The organism is Pseudarthrobacter sp. AG30 (assembly GCF_003116525.1).
In the GTDB taxonomy this organism is placed as follows: Bacteria; Actinomycetota; Actinomycetes; order Actinomycetales; family Micrococcaceae; genus Arthrobacter.
In genome coordinates this window covers 44,627-67,092 of record NZ_QEHL01000002.1, presented here as the reverse complement: position 1 = coordinate 67,092, position 22,466 = coordinate 44,627, and the positions used below count along the sequence as shown (strand labels likewise).

The 22,466-nt window shown below is 67.7% G+C and carries 21 protein-coding genes; 6 read left to right on the top strand and 15 right to left on the bottom strand.

The window, feature by feature from the left end; genetic code table 11:
• Window positions 1-176: 176 nt before the first annotated feature.
• From DC347_RS02010 to DC347_RS02000, 3 genes are read right to left on the bottom strand one after another with little or no spacing between them, the layout of a single operon-like run.
• The gene (locus tag DC347_RS02010; protein WP_018760581.1) at window positions 177-1,277 is read right to left on the bottom strand and encodes a polyprenyl synthetase family protein; all 1,101 of its coding nucleotides are present in this window, start codon (window positions 1,275-1,277) and stop codon (window positions 177-179) included.
• A complete protein-coding gene (locus tag DC347_RS02005; protein WP_109044288.1) occupies window positions 1,274-2,605 on the bottom strand; it encodes a geranylgeranyl reductase family protein in 1,332 nt (443 codons plus the stop codon). Before DC347_RS02005 ends, DC347_RS02010 begins: the two co-directional genes overlap by 4 nt.
• A gap of 3 nt (window positions 2,606-2,608) precedes the next feature.
• Window positions 2,609-3,382 carry a demethylmenaquinone methyltransferase gene (locus tag DC347_RS02000; RefSeq protein ID WP_231369820.1) on the bottom strand — a complete coding sequence of 258 codons (774 nt, stop codon included), beginning with the start codon at window positions 3,380-3,382 and terminating at the stop codon, window positions 2,609-2,611.
• A gap of 114 nt (window positions 3,383-3,496) precedes the next feature.
• On the opposite strand from DC347_RS02000, the gene DC347_RS01995 reads away from it, so the two are divergent.
• From DC347_RS01995 to DC347_RS01980, 4 genes are all read left to right on the top strand, one after another.
• Complete coding sequence (locus DC347_RS01995; RefSeq protein ID WP_109044287.1) at window positions 3,497-4,894, top strand: isochorismate synthase MenF; 1,398 nt, start codon at window positions 3,497-3,499, stop codon at window positions 4,892-4,894.
• A gap of 189 nt (window positions 4,895-5,083) precedes the next feature.
• Window positions 5,084-6,037: an ABC transporter substrate-binding protein gene (locus tag DC347_RS01990; protein WP_109044286.1), complete on the top strand. Its 954-nt coding sequence runs from the start codon at window positions 5,084-5,086 to the stop codon at window positions 6,035-6,037.
• 35 nt (window positions 6,038-6,072) lie between these two features.
• Complete coding sequence (locus DC347_RS01985; RefSeq protein WP_109044285.1) at window positions 6,073-7,032, top strand: amino acid ABC transporter permease; 960 nt, start codon at window positions 6,073-6,075, stop codon at window positions 7,030-7,032.
• Window positions 7,029-7,805, top strand: a complete 777-nt coding sequence (locus DC347_RS01980; protein WP_018760587.1) for an amino acid ABC transporter ATP-binding protein — start codon at window positions 7,029-7,031, stop codon at window positions 7,803-7,805. Before DC347_RS01985 ends, DC347_RS01980 begins: the two co-directional genes overlap by 4 nt.
• A gap of 124 nt (window positions 7,806-7,929) precedes the next feature.
• Here the strand turns inward: DC347_RS01980 and menD are convergent, their stop codons facing one another.
• The 7 genes from menD to DC347_RS01945 form a co-directional block, all read right to left on the bottom strand.
• The gene (gene menD / locus DC347_RS01975; protein WP_109044416.1) at window positions 7,930-9,621 is read right to left on the bottom strand and encodes a 2-succinyl-5-enolpyruvyl-6-hydroxy-3-cyclohexene-1-carboxylic-acid synthase; all 1,692 of its coding nucleotides are present in this window, start codon (window positions 9,619-9,621) and stop codon (window positions 7,930-7,932) included.
• Window positions 9,622-9,914: 293 nt separating this feature from the next.
• Window positions 9,915-11,981 (bottom strand): PhoX family phosphatase, encoded by a 2,067-nt coding sequence (locus DC347_RS01970; RefSeq protein WP_109044284.1) that lies wholly within the window; start codon window positions 11,979-11,981, stop codon window positions 9,915-9,917.
• Between the two features lie 201 nt (window positions 11,982-12,182).
• Window positions 12,183-13,187: an o-succinylbenzoate synthase gene (locus DC347_RS01965; protein WP_109044415.1), complete on the bottom strand. Its 1,005-nt coding sequence runs from the start codon at window positions 13,185-13,187 to the stop codon at window positions 12,183-12,185.
• A gap of 61 nt (window positions 13,188-13,248) precedes the next feature.
• Window positions 13,249-14,265, bottom strand: coding sequence for a magnesium/cobalt transporter CorA (gene corA, locus DC347_RS01960; RefSeq protein ID WP_109044283.1), 1,017 nt, complete (start codon window positions 14,263-14,265; stop codon window positions 13,249-13,251).
• A complete protein-coding gene (locus DC347_RS01955) occupies window positions 14,262-14,756 on the bottom strand; it encodes a GbsR/MarR family transcriptional regulator (protein WP_109044282.1) in 495 nt (164 codons plus the stop codon). Before DC347_RS01955 ends, corA begins: the two co-directional genes overlap by 4 nt.
• On the bottom strand, window positions 14,753-16,438 hold the full coding sequence (locus DC347_RS01950; protein ID WP_109044281.1) for an ABC transporter permease: 1,686 nt from the start codon (window positions 16,436-16,438) through the stop codon (window positions 14,753-14,755). The genes DC347_RS01955 and DC347_RS01950 overlap by 4 nt, the downstream gene beginning before the upstream one ends.
• Window positions 16,377-17,369: an ABC transporter ATP-binding protein gene (locus DC347_RS01945; protein WP_109044280.1), complete on the bottom strand. Its 993-nt coding sequence runs from the start codon at window positions 17,367-17,369 to the stop codon at window positions 16,377-16,379. Before DC347_RS01945 ends, DC347_RS01950 begins: the two co-directional genes overlap by 62 nt.
• A gap of 52 nt (window positions 17,370-17,421) precedes the next feature.
• Here DC347_RS01945 and DC347_RS01940 point away from each other — a divergent pair, with 52 nt between their 5' ends.
• Together DC347_RS01940 and DC347_RS01935 are read left to right on the top strand one after the other, a co-directional pair.
• Entirely contained in the window at window positions 17,422-18,600 is a 1,179-nt protein-coding gene (locus tag DC347_RS01940; RefSeq protein ID WP_109044279.1) for an MFS transporter, read from the top strand.
• Window positions 18,601-18,636: 36 nt separating this feature from the next.
• Window positions 18,637-19,542, top strand: coding sequence for a phosphatase PAP2 family protein (locus DC347_RS01935; protein WP_109044278.1), 906 nt, complete (start codon window positions 18,637-18,639; stop codon window positions 19,540-19,542).
• A 17-nt stretch (window positions 19,543-19,559) separates the two neighbouring features.
• Here DC347_RS01935 and DC347_RS01930 read toward each other — a convergent pair whose 3' ends face one another.
• The 5 genes from DC347_RS01930 to DC347_RS01910 form a co-directional block, all read right to left on the bottom strand.
• Complete coding sequence (locus tag DC347_RS01930; protein ID WP_109044414.1) at window positions 19,560-19,871, bottom strand: hypothetical protein; 312 nt, start codon at window positions 19,869-19,871, stop codon at window positions 19,560-19,562.
• A gap of 307 nt (window positions 19,872-20,178) precedes the next feature.
• Window positions 20,179-20,553, bottom strand: coding sequence for a VOC family protein (locus DC347_RS01925; RefSeq protein ID WP_109044277.1), 375 nt, complete (start codon window positions 20,551-20,553; stop codon window positions 20,179-20,181).
• A 188-nt stretch (window positions 20,554-20,741) separates the two neighbouring features.
• The gene (locus DC347_RS01920; protein WP_109044276.1) at window positions 20,742-21,230 is read right to left on the bottom strand and encodes a hypothetical protein; all 489 of its coding nucleotides are present in this window, start codon (window positions 21,228-21,230) and stop codon (window positions 20,742-20,744) included.
• Entirely contained in the window at window positions 21,231-21,860 is a 630-nt protein-coding gene (locus DC347_RS01915; RefSeq protein WP_018760600.1) for a signal peptidase I, read from the bottom strand.
• Complete coding sequence (locus DC347_RS01910; RefSeq protein WP_018760601.1) at window positions 21,850-22,458, bottom strand: hypothetical protein; 609 nt, start codon at window positions 22,456-22,458, stop codon at window positions 21,850-21,852. Before DC347_RS01910 ends, DC347_RS01915 begins: the two co-directional genes overlap by 11 nt.
• Between the last annotated feature and the right edge of the window lie 8 nt (window positions 22,459-22,466).

Below are 22,466 nucleotides of genomic sequence, written 5' to 3'. Positions count from 1 at the left end.
AAGCTATTCACGGATCCGCTAAACGCCTCCGGCGGGTCTGATGCGAACGGAGAGATAGCCCCGGTTCACAGCAGCTTCGGTTGTTGAGGACCGGGGCTATCCCGTTAACGCCACAGCCAAAAAAAGAAGCCCGGCACCTGCTGGCTGGACCAGAGGCGCCGGGCTCCCGCAGAAGATCAGCTGGCGCGGTCCACCACGGCCAGCGCAAAGTTGGACAGCGACTCCTTGACCACCCCGTCCGGCAGCGGCGCGAGGGCGGCGATGGCTTCGTCGGCCCAGCGGCGTGCCACTACCCAGGACTCGGCCGTGACGGGGTGCTCCCGCAACCCGGCGACGGCGGCGGCCAGGGCTTCGTCCGAGGTCAGGTCGCCGTCTATCAGCGTCAGGAGCTCGACGGCGGACTGGTCGCCGTCAGCGGCAGCCTTGCGCAGGAGCAACACCGGCAGGGTGGGGACCCCTTCGCGGAGGTCCGTTCCGGGTGACTTGCCGGACTTGACCTTGACACCGGTGACGTCGATGACGTCGTCGGCCAGCTGGAAGGCAACGCCCACCTTCTCGCCGTATTCCACCAGGATGTCCTCGAATGCCTCGTCGGCGCCGGAGAAGATGGCACCGAACTGGCCCGAGGCCGCCACCAGGGAACCCGTCTTGTCCGCGATCACGGACAGGTAGTGCTCCACCGGGTCCTCGTCCGGACGCGGGCCCACGGTCTCGTGCAGCTGGCCCAGGCACAGGCGCTCAAAGGTGCGGGCCTGGATGCCCAGCGCGCGGCCGCCCAGTTCGGACACCAGGATGGATGCCCGGGCGAAGATCAGGTCGCCGGTGAGGACGGCCACGGAGTTGCCCCAGACTTCGTGGGCTGTGGGAGCGCCGCGGCGGAACGGGGCGGAGTCCATGACGTCGTCGTGGTAGAGGGTGGCCAGGTGCGTCAGTTCAACCACGACGGCGGCCTGCACCACGGCGGGCAGGGATGCGTCGCCGAGGTGGGCGCACAGCAGGGTCAGCAGCGGCCGGATGCGCTTGCCCCCGGCTTCCACCAGGTGGCGGGACGTGGCATCGGCCAGGGGGTCCGAGTTGGCGATCGCCTCCCGGAGTTTCTTCTCCACCTTGGCCAGGTTGTTGGTGATGGCCGGGCCAAGCTCGGCATCCTCCGCAATGGCGGCAAAACCGGCCGGCAGCTGGAGTCCCGTGGCAATAGCGGTGGTATTGAGGCTGGGTTCGGAGTCCGGCAGGCCGTGCCCGGCGTGCGTCCAGCTGTGGTCTGCGGATTTGGTCACGGCTTAACCCTAACTTTTTGTTGCGGATACCGCTGATTCGAAGCTGACGGGGTATTGGACGTGGCCGGAACCAGCGATTCCAGGACGCGGATCACCCGGTCCTCGAAGCCCTTGGCTGACGGGTCCGTGAGGTTGGCCAGGAGCCGGACCACGAACCGCATCAGGACGGGGATGGGCATGCCGGTCCGCAGGGCGAGCTTCATCACGGCCGGCTTCCCGATCAATGCGGCGAAGGCCCGGCCGAGGGTGAAGTGCGAACCCCACTGGCCGCGCACGTAGTCCGCGTACCGCGACAGGTGTGCGCCGGCGTCGTACGTTCCGCCCAAGGCAGCCGAACGGGAGGAGGCGTCGATGATGAACTCGGCCGCAAATCGTGCGGACTCCATCGCGTAGGAGATGCCCTCACCGTTGAACGGGGACACCATGCCACCGGCGTCGCCCAGCAGGAGCAGGCCCGGAGAGTAGTGGGGTGTGCGGTTGAAGCCCATGGGCAGCGCGGCGCCGCGGATTTCCCCCACCTGGTTTTCCGGTGTGAAGCCCCAGTCGGCGGGCATCCCGGCGGTCCATTCGCGCAGGACCTGCTTGTAGTCCAGTTTGCCGAATTCCTTGGAGGAGTTCAGGATGCCCAGGCCCACGTTGGAGGTGCCGTCGCCCACGCCGAACACCCAGCCGTAGCCGGGCAGCAGTTTTCCGTCGCGGCCGGGGAGCTCCAGCCAGCCCTCCATCCAGTCGTCGTCGGTGCGCGGCGACGTGAAATAGGTGCGGACGGCAACGCCCAGGGGCCGGTCGTCGCGTTTTTGGATTCCGAGGGACACGGCCGTGCGGGTGGAGTTGCCGTCGGCTGCGAGGACGACGTCGGCAGCAAAGTCACGCGTCTCGCCGGTCTTGCGTCCGTTCCCGTCAAGGAGCGCTGCGCGGACCCCGGTGACGCGGCCGGCGTCGTTCCGGAGGGCATCGGTGACGCTGTGCCGCTCAAGGATGGTGGCACCGGCAGCCTCAGCGTGCCGTGCCAGTTCCTCGTCAAAGCCCAGGCGGGTGCGGATCAGGCCGTACTGCGGGAAGTCGGACACCTCAGGCCAGGGCAGCTCGATGGTGCGGCCACCGGCGATCAGGCGCAGGCCCTTGTTCCTCCGCCAGCCGTCGTTCTCGGGGTGCGGCAGGCCGAGCTTCTGGATTTCGCGGACGGCGCGGGGCGTGTGGCCGTCCCCGCAGACCTTCTCGCGCGGGAACTGCGTCTTCTCCAGGACCGTGACCTCAAGGCCGGCCTTGGCGAGGTAGTACGCGGCGGTGGACCCGGCCGGACCTGCGCCGACAATCAGTACCTTCACAGGTCAGCGGACGATGTTGCGGCGCAGCTTGGCCACCGGGCCTTTGTGCGCGGCGATGGCGGCCGCGGCACCCTCGGGTGCGCCGGCGGGCTTGAAGGCCCTGTGCACGGCCACGATTCCACCGGTGAGGTTGCGGTAGGTGACCTTTTCCCAGCCGCTGTCCTGCAGCCAGGCTGCCAGGTGGTCCTGGTCCGGCCAGGCGCGGATGGACTCGGCCAGGTAGACATAGGCATCCGGGTTGGAGGCGACCTTGACGGCGATGGCCGGGAGGGCACGCATCAGGTATTCGGTGTACATGGTGCGCCACAGCGGGACCACGGGCTGGGAGAACTCGGCGATGACCAGGCGGCCGCCGGGCTTAGTGACGCGCAGCATCTCGGCCAGTGCCTTCTTGGGCTCGTTCACATTGCGCAGGCCGAACGAGATGGTGGTGGCATCAAACGTGTTGTCAGCGAACGGCAGGTTGGTGGCGTCACCGGCGATGAAGTCGATGTCCGGGCGGCGGCGCTTGCCCACCTTGAGCATGCCCAGGGAGAAGTCGCAGGCCACCACGTCTATGCCGGCGTCGGCATATGGTTCGCTGGACGTGCCCGTGCCGGCCGCCAGGTCAAGGACGCGCTGGCCCTTGGAGACTTCCATCGCGTCCACCACGATCTTCCGCCAGCGGCGGGTCTGTCCCATGGAAAGGACATCGTTGACGACGTCGTATTTCGGTGCGACGTCGTCAAACATCGTGGCTACTTCGTCCGGACGCTTATCCAAGGATGCTCGGTTCACCATGACATTGTCTCAAATGTTCGCGGCGGTCCGGACCAGCGCCTCCATCTCCTTTTTGCCCCTCCCTGCACCCGGAGATGGCCCCGGCCTACGCGGGAGTAGTGTTGTCTCATCATGACGAGCACGTTCCGCACCCTGACAGTCCCCCTGGATGGCAAAACATTCCCCGGGGGGCTGCCTTCGTTTCTGGTCCGGGACGACGTCCTGTGCTGGACCCGCCGCGAAGCCGGACTGGCCGGGTTTGGCGAAATTTCACGCTTCACCGCCACGGGTCCGGACCGGTTCCTGGAAGCGGATATCTGGTGGCGGCACCTGGTCCTTGAGGCGGACGTCACGGATGCCGTGGAGCTGCCCGGCACCGGGCCCGTCGCTTTCGGTTCCTTCGCTTTCTCGAAGACCTCGCGGCACGAGTCGCGGCTGATCGTGCCGGAGATCGTGGTGGGCGTCCGGGACAACCAGGTGTGGCTCACCCAGTTAACGTTCGACGACGGCCCGCTCACCGAAGAGACGGCGGTTGCGGCACTGGACCGCTGGCTCGGCAGTGCTGCCGCCGGAAACCCGGACGCTAAGGGCACGACGGCGGCGGACTCCGCCGGGGACGCTCCCCAGGGCGGCGTGCCCGGCAAAGGCCGCGGCGCCGTCGTGCGTCCCCTCCCTCTGGCCGCCGGCGCAACACTGCACACCGGGTCCCTCAGCGAGGAAGCCTGGATGGACGCTGTGGCCGCCGGTGTCGCCGAGATCCGTACCGGAGCGCTGGAGAAGCTGGTGCTGGCGCGGGATGTGGTGGCAACCATTCCTTCCGGCGTACATGCCGCCGATGTATTGCGTGAGCTCGCCGCCAGGTACCGCGAATGCTGGACCTACGGGGTGGATGGCCTGGTGGGCGCCACACCGGAGATGCTGATCCAGGTGGAAGGACGCACCGCCCAGGCCCGGGTGCTCGCCGGCACCCTTGACCGGCGGGACGCCCACGGTGAGGACGGCGCGCCCATGGATTACGCCACCCGTGTCCTGGCGGGTTCGGAAAAGCAGCGCCATGAGCACGAGATCGCCATCCAGTCGCTGACCAAGCAGCTGGCGCCCTTCTCCGAGGCGATGAATGCCCACGACGAGCCGTTCATCCTGGAACTGCCCAATGTCTGGCACCTGGCCTCCGACGTCAAGGCGGAGCTCACCGAGGTGGAAGGGCACGTCCCCACGTGCCTGGCCCTGATCAACGCACTGCACCCCACCGCGGCCGTCTGCGGGACGCCCACCCTCGTGGCGGGCGAGCTGATCCGCAAGCTGGAGCACTTGGACCGTGGACCGTATGCCGGGCCGGTGGGCTGGCTGGACGCCGCGGGTAACGGCGAATGGGGCATCGCGCTGCGCGGCGCCGTCATCGAGTCACCCGACACCGTCAGGCTGTATGCCGGGTGCGGAATTGTTGACGGCTCTTTGCCGGAGGCCGAATTGGCTGAAACCTGGGCTAAATTCCGGCCGATGCTGGAGTCCCTGGGCATCAACAGCTAGTTTCCGGCGGCCCCGAGGCTGGGCCTCGAGTCTGGGATGACAGACAAGTCCTGCTCTGGAAGGCTTGATTTTGCCCCCGCTACAGTTATCCAATAGTGAAACTTAGTTGCGTGTGACGTACCTCTCTTGTTGAGCGTTACACTATAAGCCGCGTTAGTACCTCATAGCCCCTGCAACAAAAGGTAAGAAATGCAGACTCCCCGTACCCTCCTGGGCACCTCCAAGCTGACCGCCGCCACTATGATCGCCATCAGCGCCCTGGCCCTCTCAGCATGCACCAATGCCTCGGAAACGGGTCCTTCCAGCGCGGCTACCTCGTCAGGCAGCGCCAGCGCCAGCTTTGATCCCACCACCGTCAAGAAGGATGACGCCCTGGCCGCCATGGTCCCGGACGCCATCAAGTCCAAGGGCACCATCACCGTTGGTTCTGACACCAGCTACGCCCCCGCCGAATTCCTCGGTCCGGACGGCCAGACTCCCGTGGGCTACGACGTGGACATCGCCAAGGCCATCGGCGCCACCCTGGGCCTCAAGGTCCAGGTCCAGACCGCCGAGTTCACCGGCATCCTCCCGGCCCTCGGCCCCAAGTACGATCTGGGCATCTCCTCGTTCACCATCAACCCGGAACGCCTGGGTGCCGTGAACATGGTCAGCTACTTCAACGCCGGCACCGCCTGGGCAGTACAGAAGGGCAACCCCAAGAAGTTCTCGCTGGACGACGTCTGCGGCAAGTCCATCGGCGTGCAGACCGGCACCGTGCAGGAAGACCCGGACCTCGCCGACCGCAACAAGAAGTGCGCGGCCGACGGCAAGAAGCCCATTGACATCGTCACGCTGAAGAACCAGACCGACGTCACCACGCGCCTGGTGAACGGCAGCATCGACGCCATGGCGGCCGACTCCCCCATCATCGGCTACGCCCTCACCCAGACCAACGGCCAGCTGGAGAAGCTGGGCGACGTCTACGACTCGGCGCCGCAGGGCATCGCCGTGGCCAAGGCCGACACCGCCTGGGCTGACGTCATCCAGAAGGCCGTCACCAAGCTGATGGCAGACGGCTCCTACAAGAAGATCCTGGAAGGCTGGGGCAACGCCGAGGGCGCCATCACCAAGTCCGAGGTCAACCCGGCGGTTAAGTCTTGAGTTTTCGCGTTACCGACGACAAGTCAGGCGTGCACATGGAACACCATCAACAAGGGGACGCACCGGTCCTGAATAAGTCAGTGCCGGTGCGCCACCCCGGCCGGTGGATCAGCGCCGCGATCATCCTCCTCCTGGTGGCCGGGCTCGTGCAGAGCCTGTTCACCAACGCCAACTTCCGCTGGGACGTTGTGGGCACCTACATCCTGGACGTCAAGGTTGTCCAGGGCGTGGGGTGGACGCTCCTTCTAACGGTGGCATCGATGGTCCTGGCCATCGTCCTGGCCATCCTGCTGGCAGTCATGCGGCAGTCCGAGAACCCGGTCTTCCGCTGGTCCAGCTGGGTCTGGGTGTGGTTCTTCCGCGGAACCCCGGTCTACACGCAGCTGGTGTTCTGGGGCCTTGTCACGGTTCTCTACCCGGCCTTCACGCTGGGGATCCCGTTTGGTCCTGAACTGTTCAGCTATGCACTCTCCGATCCCAGCAAAGGCCTGATCCCCGCGATCCTGGGCCTCGGGCTGAACGAGTCGGCCTACCTGGCGGAAATCTTCCGCGCCGGCCTCAAGTCCGTGGACCGTGGCCAGCAGGAGGCCGCGGAGGCGCTCGGCATGTCCAAGGGCAAGATCATGTGGCGGATCATCCTGCCACAGGCCATGCGGATCATCGTCCCGCCCACCGGCAACGAAACCATCGGCATGCTGAAGACCACCTCACTGGTCCTGGCGGTCCCGTTCACCCTTGACCTGACCTTTGCCACCAATGCCCTGGCCAACCGCATCTACCTCCCGATTCCGCTGCTGATCGTTGCCGCGTTCTGGTACCTGCTCGTCACCAGCATCCTCATGGTGGGCCAGCACTACCTCGAGGCGTACTACGGCAAGGGCGTGGACAACCTCGCTCCCGCTGCCGTGAATCCGGCAGCGGCCAAGGCTGCAGGTGCGGGTGCCGACGCCCAGCGGCCCATGAAGACGGACTTCCCCGAGGAGAGTGCACGATGACGGTCACAGCAGAAAAGCCGCTGGTCAAGATCGAGGGGCTGCACAAGTTCTACGGACCCCACCATGTCCTCCGGGGCATCGATATGACGGTGCGGCAAGGCGAAGTGTCGGTGGTGATCGGGCCGTCGGGTTCCGGCAAGTCCACCATGCTGCGCTGCGTGAACCTGCTGGAGTCCATCAGCGCCGGGCGGATTTCCGTGGGCGGCCAGCTGATTGGCTACCGCGAGGTCAACGGCAAGCTCCACGACCTCAAGACCAAGGAAATCGCCGCCCAGCGCCGCGAAATCGGCATGGTCTTCCAGCGGTTCAACCTGTTCCCGCACAAGACCGCGCTGCAGAACGTCATGGAAGCACCCGTGCACGTCAAGGGCCAGTCCAAGGCTGCCGCCCAGAAGCGCGCGCTGGAACTGTTGGACCGGGTGGGCCTGGCGGACCGCTCCGGCCACTACCCGTCCCAGCTCTCAGGCGGCCAGCAGCAGCGCGTTGCCATCGCACGCGCGCTGGCCATGGACCCGGAACTCATGCTCTTCGACGAGCCCACCTCTGCGCTCGACCCGGAGCTCGTGGGCGATGTCCTGAACGTGATGAAGGACCTGGCAAAGTCGGGCATGACCATGATCGTGGTGACCCACGAGATCGGCTTTGCCCGCGAAGTGGGTGACACCCTGACCTTCATGGACGGCGGTGTGGTGGTGGAATCGGGCGACCCCCGGGAGATCATCGCGAACCCGCAGCATGCCCGGACCAAGGAGTTCCTGGGCCGCGTGCTCTGACGCTCCTGCATTTCCCGTTCGATGCGCACATTCCCTGGTGCTGCCAATATTCCGGCAGCACCAGGGAATTTTTGCGTCGCGGGCTGGTTCTCCCGTGGAGTGCCACCAACGCGGCGGGCGGCGCTTACCGGCCCGCGAGGACTCCCGCGACGGCGGCGGACACGGCGTCCTTGATGCGGGCATGGAGCTGCCTGAGCTGCCGGCGGTCCGTGCGGACTTCGACGATGCTGCGCCCCTGCACAGGCTGGCCGAGCGCTTCGGCGAGTCCCGCCGTCGTACTGACCAGTGAATGCCCGACGCCGTACGCCGTGGCAAGTGCCGCGATGTCCACCGAGTGCGGGGTGCCGAAGAGGCGTTCGACGGCGTCCCCGTAGCGTCCGCCCTCTTCCACTCCCCCGTGCTCCAGCAGGCTGAAGATGGCGCCGCCGGAATCGTTGAGGACGACGATCCGCAGGTCCGGCTGTTCCTCGCCCGCGCCGAGGAGGAGGCCGCCGGCGTCGTGCAGGAACGTCACGTCGCCCAGCAGGACCGTGGTTTCCTGCAGCCCGCCCAACGCGATGCCCGTGGCTGTGGAAATGGTGCCGTCGATCCCGGCCAGGCCCCGGTTGGCGTAAACCGTGGCGGCAGGATCCGGGGCCGGCAAACCGGCGAGGTCAACGTCCCGGATGCCGTTGGAGGATCCGAGCAGCAGTTGGCCGCGGGCATTCCTCCACACCAGGGATGCAACGGACGGGCCGGTGGCGGCGGACTCTTCGGAGACCACCTGGTCCAGCGCGTGCTGGGCGGCAGACCCGGCAAGCAGCCAGGTGTCCAGCCAGGCGGAGCTCCCGCGGCCGGCGAAGTCGGCCAGGTCCGCGAGGTTTTCCAGCGGCAGTTCGGTGCGGCGCCCGGGTTCGTACCAGGCGACCGGAACCGGCTGGTACAGGGCTGATTCAACGTCCGCGCGGGCAAGGAGGGAGGCTACGGGGCGCGACAGCGTGGGCCGGCCAAACAGCACCACCCGCTCTATGGGCTGGATGGAACCGGGCCCGAAGTGCTCCAGCAGCAGCCGGTACGGGCCCACCGCGTTGGGTCCGAACCTGGCGTTGGAAGAGGGCTCAGCCAGAAGCGGGAGGTTGTGGGCCCGGGCGAAGGCCTCGGCGACCGGCCCGGCGTCGTGCCCGGCGAGCACCACGGTGCGCCGCTCGGGCAGGTCCTCCGGGGCGGGCGGCAGGTTCATGACCAGCGGCTCGAAACCCACCCGGTAGCGTGGCCGATCCACCGCCTCGGGCAACCCGTCACGTGGCGACGGAACCAGCGGGTCCCGGAACGCGAGGTTGAGCTGGACCGGCCCCGGCGGCAGGTCCGGGAATGCCCCGGTGGCCGCTGACAGCCCGGTTTCCACGGCGCGCTGCGGGCTTGTCCCGGCGGGAATGTCGGCGGCGAACCTGACCTGCTCGCCGAACAGGTCCGGCTGGACGGTGGTTTGGTTGGCGCCGGTCCCGCGCAGTTCCTCCGGCCGGTCCGCCGACAGGACGATCAGCGGCACGGCGGCGTGGTTGGCCTCCATCACCGCCGGCATCAGGTTCCCGACGGCGGTCCCGGACGTGGTGAGGACGGCAGCCGGCGTTCCGGTGGCGAGGGCAAGGCCCAGGGCCGTGAAGCCGGCAGACCGCTCGTCGATCCGCACCAGGAGCTCCACCCGGCCGGCCGCGGACGCCTCTGCCAGGGCATAGGCCATGGGGGCCGACCGGGATCCGGGCGACAGCACCACGTGCCGCACGCCGCCGTCGAGCAGGACGTCGACGGCGATCCGTGCCGCAGCAAGCGCGCCCAACCCGGGCGCGGCGTCGGCAGGGGCGTTGGCGTTCCCGGGATCGGTTTCGGCGGAGGTGTCCGGTGCGGGTTCGTTCGGCAAAGTCACCCAACCAGTCTGCCACCCTCCAACCCCCGCTCATCTATGACAGCGAATCCCCAACCCCCGCTCACCTATGACAACTCAAAAGGAAACGCCCGCTCACCTTATGCGCCCAAGAAGGGCAAAAGTGAGCGGGCGTTGCCACGAAACCCGTCGAAGGTGAGCGGGCGTTACCGGAAATCCCGTCGAAGGTGAGCGGGCGTTGGCGGGCGTTAGCCGCGGAACACCTGGACCACTGCGGGACGGGGCGCACGCACCTTGCCGGGTGCCGGCGTCGTACCTGCCGGGACATAGTCCGGGAAGTAGGAATGCGGCGCCTCGAAAGTGCCTTCCTCGCCCGGGTGCTGAACGGAGACGAAGACGGTGCGCTCGTCGTCGTGGATGACCGGCCCGCAGGTTTCGGCGTCGCGGGGAACGGAGAGGAACTGTTCCACCTTGCCGCGCTCTGCACCGTCCAGGGTGACTTTGAAGAGTCCGTCGTTGTAGCCGATCCCGGATGGGGCGCCGTCGGTGGAGATCCAGAGGTTGCCCACGGAGTCGAAGGCCACGTTGTCCGGGCAGGAGATGGGCGAGACCTTGTCCACCGGGTAGCCGGAGAAGTAGGTGACGTCGCCCTGGGCGGGATCGCCGCAGACCATCAGGAGGGTCCAGTTGAACTTCGTGGACGTCTGGTCCCCGGTTTCGGTGATTTCCACGATGTGCCCGTCGCGGTTCTGCGTGCGCGGGTTTACTTCGGTGGCGCCTTCCTTGGTGCCGGTACCGCGGTCCGAGTTGTTCGTGCAGACGACGTACACCTTGCCGGTGTGCAGGCTGGGCTGGACGTCCTCGCAACGGTCCATCTTGGTGGGTCCCACTTTGTCCGCGGCCAGGCGGGTGTAGACCAGGACCTCCTCCACGGACATGCCGGGGACGGCGGACTTGCCGCCGACCACAAGGGGCAGCCATTCGCCAGTGCCGTCGAACGCGCCGTCGGCGGGAAGCGCCCCGGTGCCAGTGATTTCCGACGCGGGAGAGTTTCCGGTGAACTTGGCGACATACAGGTCGCCCTCGGAGAGCAGGTTCATGTTGTTCCTGCGGTCGCCCTCGCGGTATTTCCCTGCCGAGACGAACTTGTAGAGGTAGTCGAACTTCTCGTCGTCACCCATGTAGGCCACCACATGGCCCGATTCGGCCACGATCACGTTGGCGCCCTCGTGCTTGAAGCGGCCCATCGCGGAGCGCTTCTTGGGGGTGGAGGTGGGGTCGAACGGGTCGACTTCGACGATCCAGCCGAACCGGTTGGTTTCGTTTTCGTAGCCGGCATTGCGGGTATCGAAGCGGGGATCGTCCAACTCCCACTGGCGGGCGGTGGGCTTGGCGGTGAGGCCGTAGCGCTTGTCGCTGGCGGAGGTGCCGCCGGAGACAAAGTAGCCGTTGAAGTTCTCCTCGCCGGAGAGGATGGTGCCCCAGGGGGTGGTGCCGCCGGAGCAGTTGCCGAACGTTCCCTTGATGGCGCGGCCGGAGGGGTCGGCGACGGTCTTGACCAAGGCCGACCCGGCAACGGGGCCGGTCAGTTCGTAGGTGGTGTCGGAGAGGTAGCGGCGGTTCAGCGGCGCGCCCTTGACGTAGGACCACGGCTTGGTGGTGTTCTTGCGCTCAAGTTCCACCACGGCCAGGCCATGGGCGGCACGTCCGATGGCGCGGGTTTCCTTGGCATCGTAGCCGGCGGGAACCATGATGTTCTCGTTGGTGTACTCGTGGTTGGTGAACAGCACCGCGCGGCGGCCCTTGCTGTCCGGGATCTCCACGATGTCCGTGTAGTCGTTGTTGTAGCCGAACTGCCGGGCCTGCGCTGCCGCGGTCTGGTTGTTCAGGTCGAAGTCCGGGGAATCGTTGAACAGCGGGTCACCCCAGCGGATGATGGGCTGCCAGGTGAATCCGTCCGGGACGGTGAAGGCATCAACGGCCTTGTCCACCGGCTTGATGGCGGTGAACTGCAGCTTGGACTTGCCGAAGCCCTCCTTGGCAGCCTTGGACAGGCCTGCGGCGGAGGCGGGTTCGGCGGAGTTCACCGCGGAACCGAGGACGACGGCGAGCGCACCGGCGGCGCCCAGGCCCAGGGCGGCACGGCGGGACAGGGTGGCGGAGGCAATGTCGCGGAAGTAGCTGTTGGAGCTGGTGTTGCAGACCTCGCCGGCGCAGGCGTTGTCGCATTTGAGTGCACATGTGACCGGGCTGCGCTTGCCCTTCGTATGGCCGAGCATGGGCAGCAGGGTGAACTTGCGGGCAGTTTCAGACATGGGGAGCCTTCCGAAGGAATGTCTCTGGGGTGCCCGCCCACCCTTCCAGCCCGTTCCTACAGGAAACCGTCCATTTGATGAAGTTATGGTTAACCGCCCGTGACCTGCAGGGACGTTGCCAAAAGTGAACGGGCGTGCCAAGAAAAACCGCCAAAAGTAAGCGGGCGTGCCAGGAAAAACCGCCAGAAGTGAGCGGGCGTGTCAGGAGGCGGTGAGGAGGGCGTGGACGCGGCGGACCCGGTCCAGCCACCAGTCCCGGCGTTCGGCCGGAGCCGCGAACCGCTCCAGCAGCCCGGCGTCGGGAACGGCGTCGCGGAGGCCGATCGCGCCGTCGTCGGCCACCAGGGGGTCCAGGGTGACGTCGGATTCGAACAGCGACACCGTGCCCAGGCCGCAGGCGTAGGGCAGGTCCGGCAGTGCGGCGGCCAGGGCCAGGCCAGCGCGGATCCCCACCGAGGTGTCCAGCGCGGAACTGACGACGGCGGGAAGTCCAGCCTGCGCCACGATGTCCAGGGCGCGCCGCACTCCGCCGAGCGGGGCCACCTTGACGACGATCAGGTCCGCCGCACCGGCCCTGGCGACGCGCAGGGGGTCGGTTTCCTTCCGCACGCTCTCGTCGGCGGCGATCAGCACCGGCGTACCGGCGTCCCGCAGCCGGGAGCGGACCTCGGCCAGTTCTTCGATGGTGGGTACCGGCTGCTCGGCGTATTCCAGGCCGACGGCGGCCAGACGGGTCAGGGCTGCCACCGCTGCGGGCACGTCCCAGCCGCCGTTGGCGTCCACCCGGATGGCGGCCCCGGGCAGGGCCGCCCGGACGGCGTGAAGCCGGGCGGCGTCGTCGTCCAGGGACTGTCCGCGCTCGGCGACCTTAACCTTGACCGCGTCCACCCGGCCGAACCTGGCCAGGACCTCCGGCACCCGGTCCGCGGGAACGGCGGGCACGGTGGCGTTGACCGGTACGGACGTGCGCAGCGGCGCCGGGAAGCCCTGCCAGCCCGCTTCAATGGCGGCGGCCAGCCAGCGGGAAGCCTCGGCGTCGCCGTACTCCGGGAACGGGCAGAACTCGCCCCACCCGGCCGGGCCGCGGAGCAGCAGTGATTCACGTTCCATGATGCCGCGGAACTTGACCCGCATGGGCAGGCTGACCACGTGCGCTCCCGCGAGGAGTTCGTCCAGCGGGGGTATCGGGGCATCGTGGCGGGGCATGGGTTTCACTGTACCGGCGCCGGAGTCCTCCCGGATCTGCGGCACCGGCGGTGTGGAAAACCTAGATCCACTTGTTGTGCTTGAACGCCAGGTACAGGATGAGCCCGAGGAGCAGCATCAGTCCAATGGCATACGGGTAGCCGTAGTCCCACTCGAGCTCGGGCATGATGCGGAAGTTCATGCCGTAAATGGATGCCACGAGCGTGGGGGCGAACAGGATGGCAGCCCAGGAGGAGATCCTTTTGACCTCCTCGTTCTGGGCGTAGCTGGAAACTGTCAGGTTCTTCATTTCATCGTTTTGCCGCTGGGCCACCAAGGCGGCGTTGACCGCGAGGGCGTTCTGCAGCAGGGCGCGGAAGGCCGCTACGCGTTCGTTGAGCCGGAGCACGTGGTCCAGGACGTCCCGGTAGTGGTCACGGAGCTCCGATGCCTGTTCGCGGTCCGGGGTACCGGACATCAGGGCCTGCAGGATCCCGGCCAGCGGACTGGTGGCACGCTGGAACATGATCACCTGGCGGGACAGTTCGTAGATGCGGCGGGATACGTCCGGGTCGGCGCCGAAGAGGTCGTCCTCGATCTCGTCGATATCGTTTTCCAGCCCGGCGGCGACGGGTTCGTATTCGTCCACCACCTGGTCCAGGATGCCGTACAGCACCGCGTCCGGGCCGAGGGCAAGGAATTCCGGCATGGACTCCATCCGCCGCCTGACCCGGGCCAGGTCCGGGGACTCGGCGTGCCGGACGGTGACGACGTATTCTTCGCCGACAAAGACGTGGATCTCGCCAAAGTCGACCTTCTCGACGTCGTCACGGTACTTGGCGGGCCGAAGCACGAGGAACAGGCACTCCCCGTAGTGTTCCAGTTTGGCGCGCTGATGCCCGGCGAGCGCGTCCTCCACGGCCAAGGGGTTAAGGTCGAATTCCTCGCCGACGGACTCCAGTTCCGCGGCATCCGGCCGGTAGAGCCCGATCCATGCCATCCCCTCACGCTGCCGCAGCAGGAAATAGGTCTCGTCCAGGTCCTCGGGGTCCTCGGTCCGCAGCCCGTTCACGTACACCGCGTTGTCGATGATGGTCACGGCTGCGCCTCCCGTTCCTTTTCCCAGTCGTCCAGCAGGGCCGGCATCCTTGATTTGAGGAAGCGGTAGAAGCGGGCCATCTCGGCCACCCGGGCCCGGGCCGCCGAACCTTCCGGCAGGGCCTCGGCGGTGGCGTCCGTCAGCTCGGCGAGCTTCTCGTAAATGGGACTGTTCCGCATGGACACCACATACCACTCGTCGTCGTGCAGTGCGTAGAGGTCGCGGCGGCTGCCGGGCTGCGATACGCGGTGCACGAAGCCGACGGTCTGCAGGTAGCGCACCGCCCCGGACACGGCGGCGGCGCTGGCCCCCAGCCGCTCCGCGAGCTCTGCAGCCGTAAGGCTCCCCTGCTCGGATGACACCAGGGCCAGGAGCGTCCTGGCGGGCATCTTGGGAAACCCGGCGATGGCGAACGCGGCAGCCGTCCGTTCGGCAGCCGCGGCGGCCACCCCGGCGTCCCGGGCGGCAGCCACCCCCGTCCCGGCGCTCATGCCGCCCCCACCTCCCGCCGCCGCATCGCCGCGACGGCAAGCGCGCCGGCGACGACGGCGATGGCCAGCATCCACCACGCCCCGCTCCAGTCGGTCGCGTTCCCGTGCGGGACCGGCGTGTGGGTAAACGGGGAGAGGTCGCGGAGGCTCTGGTCCAGGCCCAGCATGCCGCCGAAGATCCCCAGGAACACCCCGAGCCCCAGCAGGGCCCAGCCAACGCCAATGGTCGCGGCGGGCCACAGGACGAACACCAGGGCGGGCACGGCGAGGTAGACCAGCGCCGCCGGCAGCTGCGCCACGGCGGTTTGCCAGAGCGCATCGGCCGGCATGGCCTGGTCACCGGAACCGGTCAACGTGATCCACGTGCCCACCGCGGTCAGGCCAATAACCAGGACCACTGCTGCGGCACCGAGCACCAGGTAGCCGGCCAGCCAGCGCATCCGCCCCACCGGAGCGGCGAGCAGCAGTTCCGCGGTCCCGGCGGCCTCTTCCTGCCTGAGCCTGATCACGGCCTGCAGCGCGCAGGCAGCGGCCAGGATCCCTGCCATCGAGAACAGGACAGACACCATGAGCTGGGTCAGGGAAGTGCCCTGCGACTGCAGGATCGACCTCAGGACGGCGGTGATATTGGTGTCCGGCGTGTCGACGGCGGCAATCGCCTTTCCCAGCGACCCGGCCAGCAGGCCGAGGGCCAGGCCACCCAGTGCCCAGCCGATGATCGAGTTGGCTTGCAGGCGCAGGGCGAGGGCCGCGGGGCTGCGCAGGCCCGGCCGGGCGGTGAGGCGTCCGGGGCGGGCACCCCAAACGCTGGCGCCGCTGTCCCGGGTGCCCAGGATGGCCCATGCGGCCCCGAGGCAGGCGACGCCGAGCCCCAGCGGCAGCAGCAACGGCCAGGCCCGGTTGCCGGAGAAGGCGAACGTCTGCTGGCCCCATCCGATGGGCGAGAACCAGCTGGCGGCGCCTTCGGTCATGGACGTTCCGTCAGCGTGTGGGGTTCCGGTGGCGTCGCCGATCCCGCGCAGCACGTACGCCAGGACAACCAGGGCGGAGGAGACACCGTTGGCGCCGCGCGAGGTGCTTATGAACTGGGCCGCCAGGATGCCCACGCCAAGGAAGGCAAGGCCGACGGCGCCCGTTGCCGCACCCGCAACGAGGGACCCCTGCAGGTCCAGGCCCTGGGCGGCAAGGCCGGCGAAGACGGCGAGCGCCGCCAGGACATTGGCCGCCGCACCGTGCAGGACGGTGGCAATTGTGGGCAAGAGCCGGCCCGCGGGGGTGGCGGCCACCAGCTCGGCGCCCCCGGTTTCCTCGTCGGCACGGGTGTGGCGCACGGCCAGGAACGTGCTCATCAGTCCGGCCAGCAGGGCCAGGAAGGCGTAGACCAGGAAGAACGTGAAGGCGCCCTGGTCAGCGCCGCGGGGCAGGCCGCGCAGCATCAGGATGGCGGGGGTGGCGATGGCCACCTGCAAAATTTCGGCGCGGCTGGCGGCGTTGCCGTACGTCTGAGTCACGGCGGAGGCGGCGAACAGGGCGAAGGCGCCGATTCCCAGGATCCAGCTCAGCAGCTGCCAGCGGTCACGGCGCAACCGCTGGCCCCAGAGGATCATGAGGACGGCCATGTCAGCCACGTCCCCTGGCGCCCAGCAGGTGCCGGCGCGCGCCGTGCCGGTGGTCCCCGTCATCGTCCCGCGCCCCGGATTCGGCACCTGCCGCCGGGTCGCCGTAGTGCCGCAGGAACAGTTCCTCGAGCGACGGCGGCGTAATGGTCAGCCCCTGCACCGCCAGGGCGCCCAGGGCGGGCAGCACCTCCGCCACCCGGTCCGATTCCGCGCTGAACTTGACCCGGCCGGCGTCGAATGTCAGGTCATGCACGGCCCCCAGCCGTGCCAGGGAGGCTGTGTCCAGGCCATCGGCGGCGAAAGAAATTTCGGTCCTGGTCAAGTGGCGCAGGGAGTCCAGCGTCCCGCCGTCCACAATCCTGCCGGCGCGGATGATGCTTACCCGGTGGCACAGGACCTCCACCTCGGTCAGGATGTGGCTGGAGAGCAGCACGGTGGCGCCCCGTTCGACGACGGCGAGCAGTTCCCGGCGGAAGACCTCCTCCATGAGCGGGTCGAGGCCGCTCGTGGGCTCGTCGAGCAGGTAAAGCTCGGCGTCCGTGGCGAGGGCCGCGATCAGGGCCACCTTCTGCCGGTTGCCTTTGGAGTAGGCGCGCCCCTTCTTGGCCGGATCAAAGTCGAAGGCCTGGCACAGCCGGTCCTTGCTGCGGCGGTACGCCGCACCATCCGCTGTACCGCCGCGGAGCCGGGAGAGCAGGTCGATGGTTTCGCCGCCGGAGAGGTTGGGCCACAGCCTGACGTCGCCGGGGACATAGGCCAGGCGCCGGTGGAGTTCAACAGCCTGGGTCCAGGGGTCCATGCCAAGGACGGTGGCGGAACCGGATGTTGCCTTGGCCAGGCCCAGCAGGATGCGCAGGGTGGTCGATTTCCCGGCGCCGTTGGGCCCCAGGAAGCCATGGATCTCCCCTGCCCGGACGTCAAGGTCCAGCCCGTCCAGGGCACGGACCTTGCCAAAGTTTTTATGCAAGCCCACAGTTTGGATGACAGTGTTCATGGACTAATCTTCGGAGTTTTCACAAGTTTGTGAAGGTACTAAAGTCCCAATCATGAGCACTGAAGGCCAGGCCGTCCGCTCGTCCTCGGCGCCACTGTACGCAGCGGGATTCGTCACAGCCTTCGGCGCCCACAGCATCGCGGCCGGGCTGGGCTCGCAAAGCGGAAATATTGGCTTGACGCTGCTGAACCTCGGAATCCTCCTGGCCTTGTATGACGTTGCCGAGGTGTTCCTCAAACCCGTCTTCGGTGCGCTCAGCGACCGGATCGGAACCAAACCTGTCGTCGTGGGTGGCCTGCTGGCCTTCGCCGTGCTGTCGCTGATCGGACTTGGCGCGGCCGATCCCCTGGTCCTGGCCCTGGCCCGGCTGGGACAGGGCGCTGCGGCGTCGGCCTTTTCGCCGGCGTCGTCCGCGATGGTGGCCCGGATGGCACGCGGCGGCAAGGCCGGCACCTACTTTGGCCGGTATGGCTCCTGGAAGAGCCTGGGCTACATCATCGGGCCGCCGCTGGGTGCGGGGCTGATCCTGGCGGGCGGTTTCCCGCTGTTGTTCGGCGCCCTCTCCGTCCTGGCCGCGGTCACGGCCGTGTGGGTGCTGGTGTCCGTCGCGAACCTGGAGCCGCTCCCCCGGAAGCGGTACACGGTGATGGACCTGGCCCGGCAGGTGGGCGAGCGTCGGTTCCTGGTTCCCACGCTGGTGCTGGCCGCGTCCACCGGCGCGCTGGGTGCCGCAGTCGGTTTCCTTCCGGCGCTGGCCGCCCGCCATGGCATGGACGCCTTCGCCGGCACGGCCGCGGTCAGCGTGGTGGCGCTGGGCTCGGTGCTGACCCAGCCGTGGATCGGCAGGCTGCGTGACCGGAACGCCGTCACTGACAACAGGGGCACCACCGTTGGCCTGCTGCTGATTGCCGCGGGCGTCGCCCTCGTTGCGGCTGCCCCGGGCCTGGTGACCGTTTTCGTGGCCGCGGCATGCATCGGGACCGGGATCGGCGCCGCCACGCCCTTGGGCTTCGCGCACCTGGCGGACACCACGCCGCCGGAACGGATGGGCCGGACCATGGGCTCGGCCGAACTCGGCCGCGAACTGGGTGACGCCGGCGGCCCGCTCCTGGTGGGCGGCATCGCGACGGCCACGGCGCTGCCGTTCGGCCTGGGCGTCCTCGCCGTGCTGGTGGCGGCAGCAAGCGTTCCCCGGCTCGACCCCGTTAAGCCGGATGCCACCGGCCCCTGAGCAGCCATCCAGCTTTTTGTGTCACCCTTAAGCGCGATGACTTCTTCACAGCAACTACCCACCAGGACACCCTCCCGGCCCGCTCCGGGCTCGGCGTTCCTGTTCGTGCTGTCCACTGTGGCCTGCATTGCCGGGCTGGTTGCCACGTACTACTTCTTCGTCCAGACTGCAACGGGCCAGTTCATCGATGAGTCCGCGTTGGTGGAAGCCGTGGACATCCACGGACCGGCAGGCAAGGCCGCAACCCAGTTCCTGGACTGGCTGCCCACCATCTCCCTGGTGATGGCCGCCGTCGTGGTCCTGTTCGTCACGGTGATCCGGCGGCATTGGGCGGAAGCGGGAATCGCGGTGGCGGCGTGCATCGGCGCCAACGTGGCCACGCAGGTGCTCAAGGACCTGCTGCCTGCCCGTCCGGACAAAGGCGTGCTGACCCTTGAGCTCAACTCCCTGCCGTCCGGGCACACCACGCTGGCGGCCTCAGCCGCGGCCGCCGTGTTCCTGATGGCATCCCCGCGCTGGCGCCCCATGGCCGGTTTCATTGGTGGTTCGTTTGCCATTGCCTCCGGCACCTCCACCGTGATCAACCAGTGGCACCGGCCCGCGGACGTGGTGGCCGCCTTCCTGCTGGTGGGTGCCTTCATGATCCCTGCGGGCTGGCTGATCCTGCGCCGCGGTTCCTGGAACGAGTGGGACGGGTTCGGCCGGCACCTTGGCTCGGCCCGGATCTGGCTGACGCTTCCGGTGCTGATCGGGTTGGCCTCGGCCGGGGTGGCCGTCTATTCGCTGATCCGGATTGCGCCCAGCCCGTGGCAGGAAACCAGCACCACGAACTACTTCTGGGCCGGGATCTCGCTGATTGTGATCGCGGGGTACCTGGCTACGGTGGCAACGACGTCCTTGTTCGCGTTCGCGGCACGGCGCCGGGACGCGACCGGCCCGTAAAGGGCCACCGGCGGGCGTCAGTAACCCTCGCCGGGGTCTGCCGAATCCCGGCCGATGCTCTCATCCATGGCGGCCGCCAGCTCAACGTCGTCAAGGTAGCGGGCGGCGGGCTTTCCCGTCTCCTTGGCCAGCAAATCCATGGTGGCCAAGTGCTGGCGTGCCAGTTCGATGGCGAGCTGCTCGACGATGCGGGGCCCGTTCCGCACCACCAGATCGCTGAGGTAGGCCTGGAGGCGGCCGGCCGGATTTCCAGGAGTCATGGCCTCCGCGGCGACGAGCCTGGTCAGGGCTGCGGCAGCGACGGCAGGTTTGTCGCCGAAGAGTTCCACGTTCGTCCCTCCATAGCCGCGGGCCGTCATGGGCGTCGCCCGGATAGGTAGCTACAATTTAGCGCCTTCCCTGGCACGCCGGTAAAGGGTCCTAGTACCTGAACGGGACACGCCGGCACCGCAGTCGGCAGGCGGCAGCCCATTTTATGTCGGCGCCTGGAGGTCCGGCCAGCAGCCGGAAACTCTTGACCGAACCTTGCGGAATTTACTCCGGGTAACTTGAGCGCCGCCGTCGATAGTTGCTAGTGCCTGGTGGCGTCTTGAAGTGGGCGCCCCCAGGCACTCCAGTATCCGGGGCCGGCCAGGCTCAGGGTTCGAGCCGCCTGCGAAGGAGGCAGAACTCGTTGCCCTCCGGGTCCTGCAGGACGTGCCACTGCTCCCGGCCGGTCTGGCCGACGTCGGCCGGCCGCGCTCCCAGTGCCAGCAATCGTTCCAGTTCGGCATCCTGGTCCCGGTCCACCGGGTTGATGTCGATGTGCAGCGGCAGCCGCCCCACGCGCGGGTTGCTGCTGGGGCTGAAGATGATGGTGGGCTGAAGGCCGCCGAAACCGGCCGCCGGCCCGATTTCGATCGAGCCCTCCTCGCGGTCCAGCTCGACGTAGCCAAGGACTCCACACCAGAACCCCGCAAGCAGTTCGGGGTCGGCGCAATTCAGGACGAGTTCACTGATTCGGGATGACATGACCGCAGTCTACCGACGCGCAAACCCCTTTTCGCGGTGAATTCTCCCTTGCGCGTCCCACATATCGGGGGCGTCCGGGCGGCTCCGGGTCGCCACGAAAGGTCGCTGCCGCCAGGCCAGCCCGGCGGGAGGGAGCGCCGCTGCAAGGGGGGCTGCAGCGGCGCCCTCTTCCGCCGGGCTGGCGGTGGTCAGGCGCAGTAGACTTTCCTGTTTCCGGTGCCGATGTCCAGGGTGACCTTGACCGATGCGGTGGACTGCGCCCCGCTGGCAAACGTGGCAACCACCCGCACGGTTGCGGTGGCGGAACTGACCTGGGAAAAGACCACAGAATCACCCGAAACCACGAAGCTCCCGGATGTCCCGCCGGATCCCGCGTAGTCCAGGCTGGATCCGTACGTCCCGTTGGACCCGGCCGCAGAAACGGTGAACTTTGTTGGTACCTCGGACAATCCGGAATAGCTCAACTGGATGGTCTTGTTGGCGGTGTCCCCGGCGGTGCAGGCAGGGGTGGGCAGGACCGGCGTCGGCCAGGTGCCGGACGCCGTGACGGCCATGCTTGCCGTCGCACTTTGCTGCCAGAGGGCCGAGGCCGTGCCGGCGCCGGCACCCAGCAGCACTGTGAGCAAAAATGCCCCCACGGCGAACGTGGCTCCTGGAATGCTCCTCAGCCGCGGCATTCAGGCGGCCTCGGCAGCGGGGTCATCATGCTTGCGGGCCTTGCGAACGGACTTGTAGACCGTGATGGAGCCGTAGCCGATCAGTGCCACAGCCGCGATGACCGTCCACATTTCCCGGTCCGAATTGCCCAGGAAGTTGGCCACGAAACCGACATACGGGACGGCGTAGAACAGCTTGCCTTTGACCTGGATGGCCCGGATGGGCTCGGGATCGTTGGCCCCGTTGTTGTCGCCCTTGGTGATGAGCGTCTTCTCCCCGGACTGGGTGGAACCAAACCCGACAATCCGGTGCGTTTCCACGTCGGGGCGGCCCGAGTACAGCTGGAAGGTGATGACGTCGCCGTACTTGAGTTCGTTGAACGGCACCGGTTTCATCACCATGAAGGTGCCGGGCGGGTAGTGCTGCGCCATGGACTTGGTCAGCACGGTGTAGGTCTGCGATCCGGTCGCCACCGGCACCACGATCAGGACAATGGCGGCGAACAGCGCCACGAGCATCGCCGCCATGCTCAGAATGCGTCCGACGGCGGCCCAGGCGCCTTTGCGCCGGCGTGCCGGCTTTGGCTCGGCTGCCGGAGTGACGGGTTCGGTGTCTCCGCCGAGAAGGCGTTCGGTCAGGTCAGCAGCCACTGGGCACCCCGCAGAGTTGACGCGCGGTGAGTGGAAGGGAGATGGTCACTGCTTGTCCTTTCACTGTTGACGGGGCGCCGGGGGCGAGGCTGACCTGGAAGCAGAAGATGGTGGACCCGCCTTTGCCCACCGTGGGCGAGGCAAGGCCGCTGGCGCCGATCTGCGCGTAGCCGGTGCTGGAGCTGCATTCTGTGGAGGAAACGGCGGTCTTCGCGCTCACGATGATGTAGGAGGCCAGCGTGCCCCCGCCGGTGTTGGCCACTGTTGGCTGGCCCACCGTGGTGGCGGTGTTGAACTGGCCGCCGGCGTTGGTGTTGTTGGTGACCACCACTCCCCCGGAGACCGGGCTACCTGGCCCGAGCGTGCCGGCTGGAGACAATGCCAGGTTCGCCGCGGCCTCGTTGGCCAGGGTCATGTTCGTGGTGGCGCCGGAGTTGACCGCCGTCAGCGCCACATCGAACGAGGCCGCAGACACGGTTCCGGGAGCGGCCACCGCGGACGCGTTCCAGAGGGCAAAAGTTCCCTGCACGGTGAACAGGCCCAGGACCACGGCAGCGGCGATCAATGCCGCTGCCTTCAGTGAGCGCGTGATGCGCATGTGGCTTC

Bases quoted from the DNA above. Each gene is read 5' to 3' on its own strand.
- DC347_RS01910 (WP_018760601.1), bottom strand. From the start codon at position 22,458: ATGCGCATCACGCGCTCACTGAAGGCAGCGGCATTGATCGCCGCTGCC.
- DC347_RS01955 (WP_109044282.1), bottom strand. From the start codon at position 14,756: ATGAGCGCCGGGACGGGGGTGGCTGCCGCCCGGGACGCCGGGGTGGCC.
- DC347_RS01950 (WP_109044281.1), bottom strand. From the start codon at position 16,438: ATGACGGGGACCACCGGCACGGCGCGCGCCGGCACCTGCTGGGCGCCA.
- DC347_RS01970 (WP_109044284.1), bottom strand. From the start codon at position 11,981: ATGTCTGAAACTGCCCGCAAGTTCACCCTGCTGCCCATGCTCGGCCAT.
- DC347_RS01935 (WP_109044278.1), top strand. From the start codon at position 18,637: ATGACTTCTTCACAGCAACTACCCACCAGGACACCCTCCCGGCCCGCT.
- DC347_RS01990 (WP_109044286.1), top strand. From the start codon at position 5,084: ATGCAGACTCCCCGTACCCTCCTGGGCACCTCCAAGCTGACCGCCGCC.
- DC347_RS01980 (WP_018760587.1), top strand. From the start codon at position 7,029: ATGACGGTCACAGCAGAAAAGCCGCTGGTCAAGATCGAGGGGCTGCAC.
- DC347_RS01925 (WP_109044277.1), bottom strand. From the start codon at position 20,553: ATGTCATCCCGAATCAGTGAACTCGTCCTGAATTGCGCCGACCCCGAA.
- DC347_RS01940 (WP_109044279.1), top strand. From the start codon at position 17,422: ATGAGCACTGAAGGCCAGGCCGTCCGCTCGTCCTCGGCGCCACTGTAC.
- DC347_RS01995 (WP_109044287.1), top strand. From the start codon at position 3,497: ATGACGAGCACGTTCCGCACCCTGACAGTCCCCCTGGATGGCAAAACA.
- DC347_RS01965 (WP_109044415.1), bottom strand. From the start codon at position 13,187: ATGCCCCGCCACGATGCCCCGATACCCCCGCTGGACGAACTCCTCGCG.
- DC347_RS01945 (WP_109044280.1), bottom strand. From the start codon at position 17,369: ATGAACACTGTCATCCAAACTGTGGGCTTGCATAAAAACTTTGGCAAG.
- DC347_RS01920 (WP_109044276.1), bottom strand. From the start codon at position 21,230: ATGCCGCGGCTGAGGAGCATTCCAGGAGCCACGTTCGCCGTGGGGGCA.
- DC347_RS01985 (WP_109044285.1), top strand. From the start codon at position 6,073: ATGGAACACCATCAACAAGGGGACGCACCGGTCCTGAATAAGTCAGTG.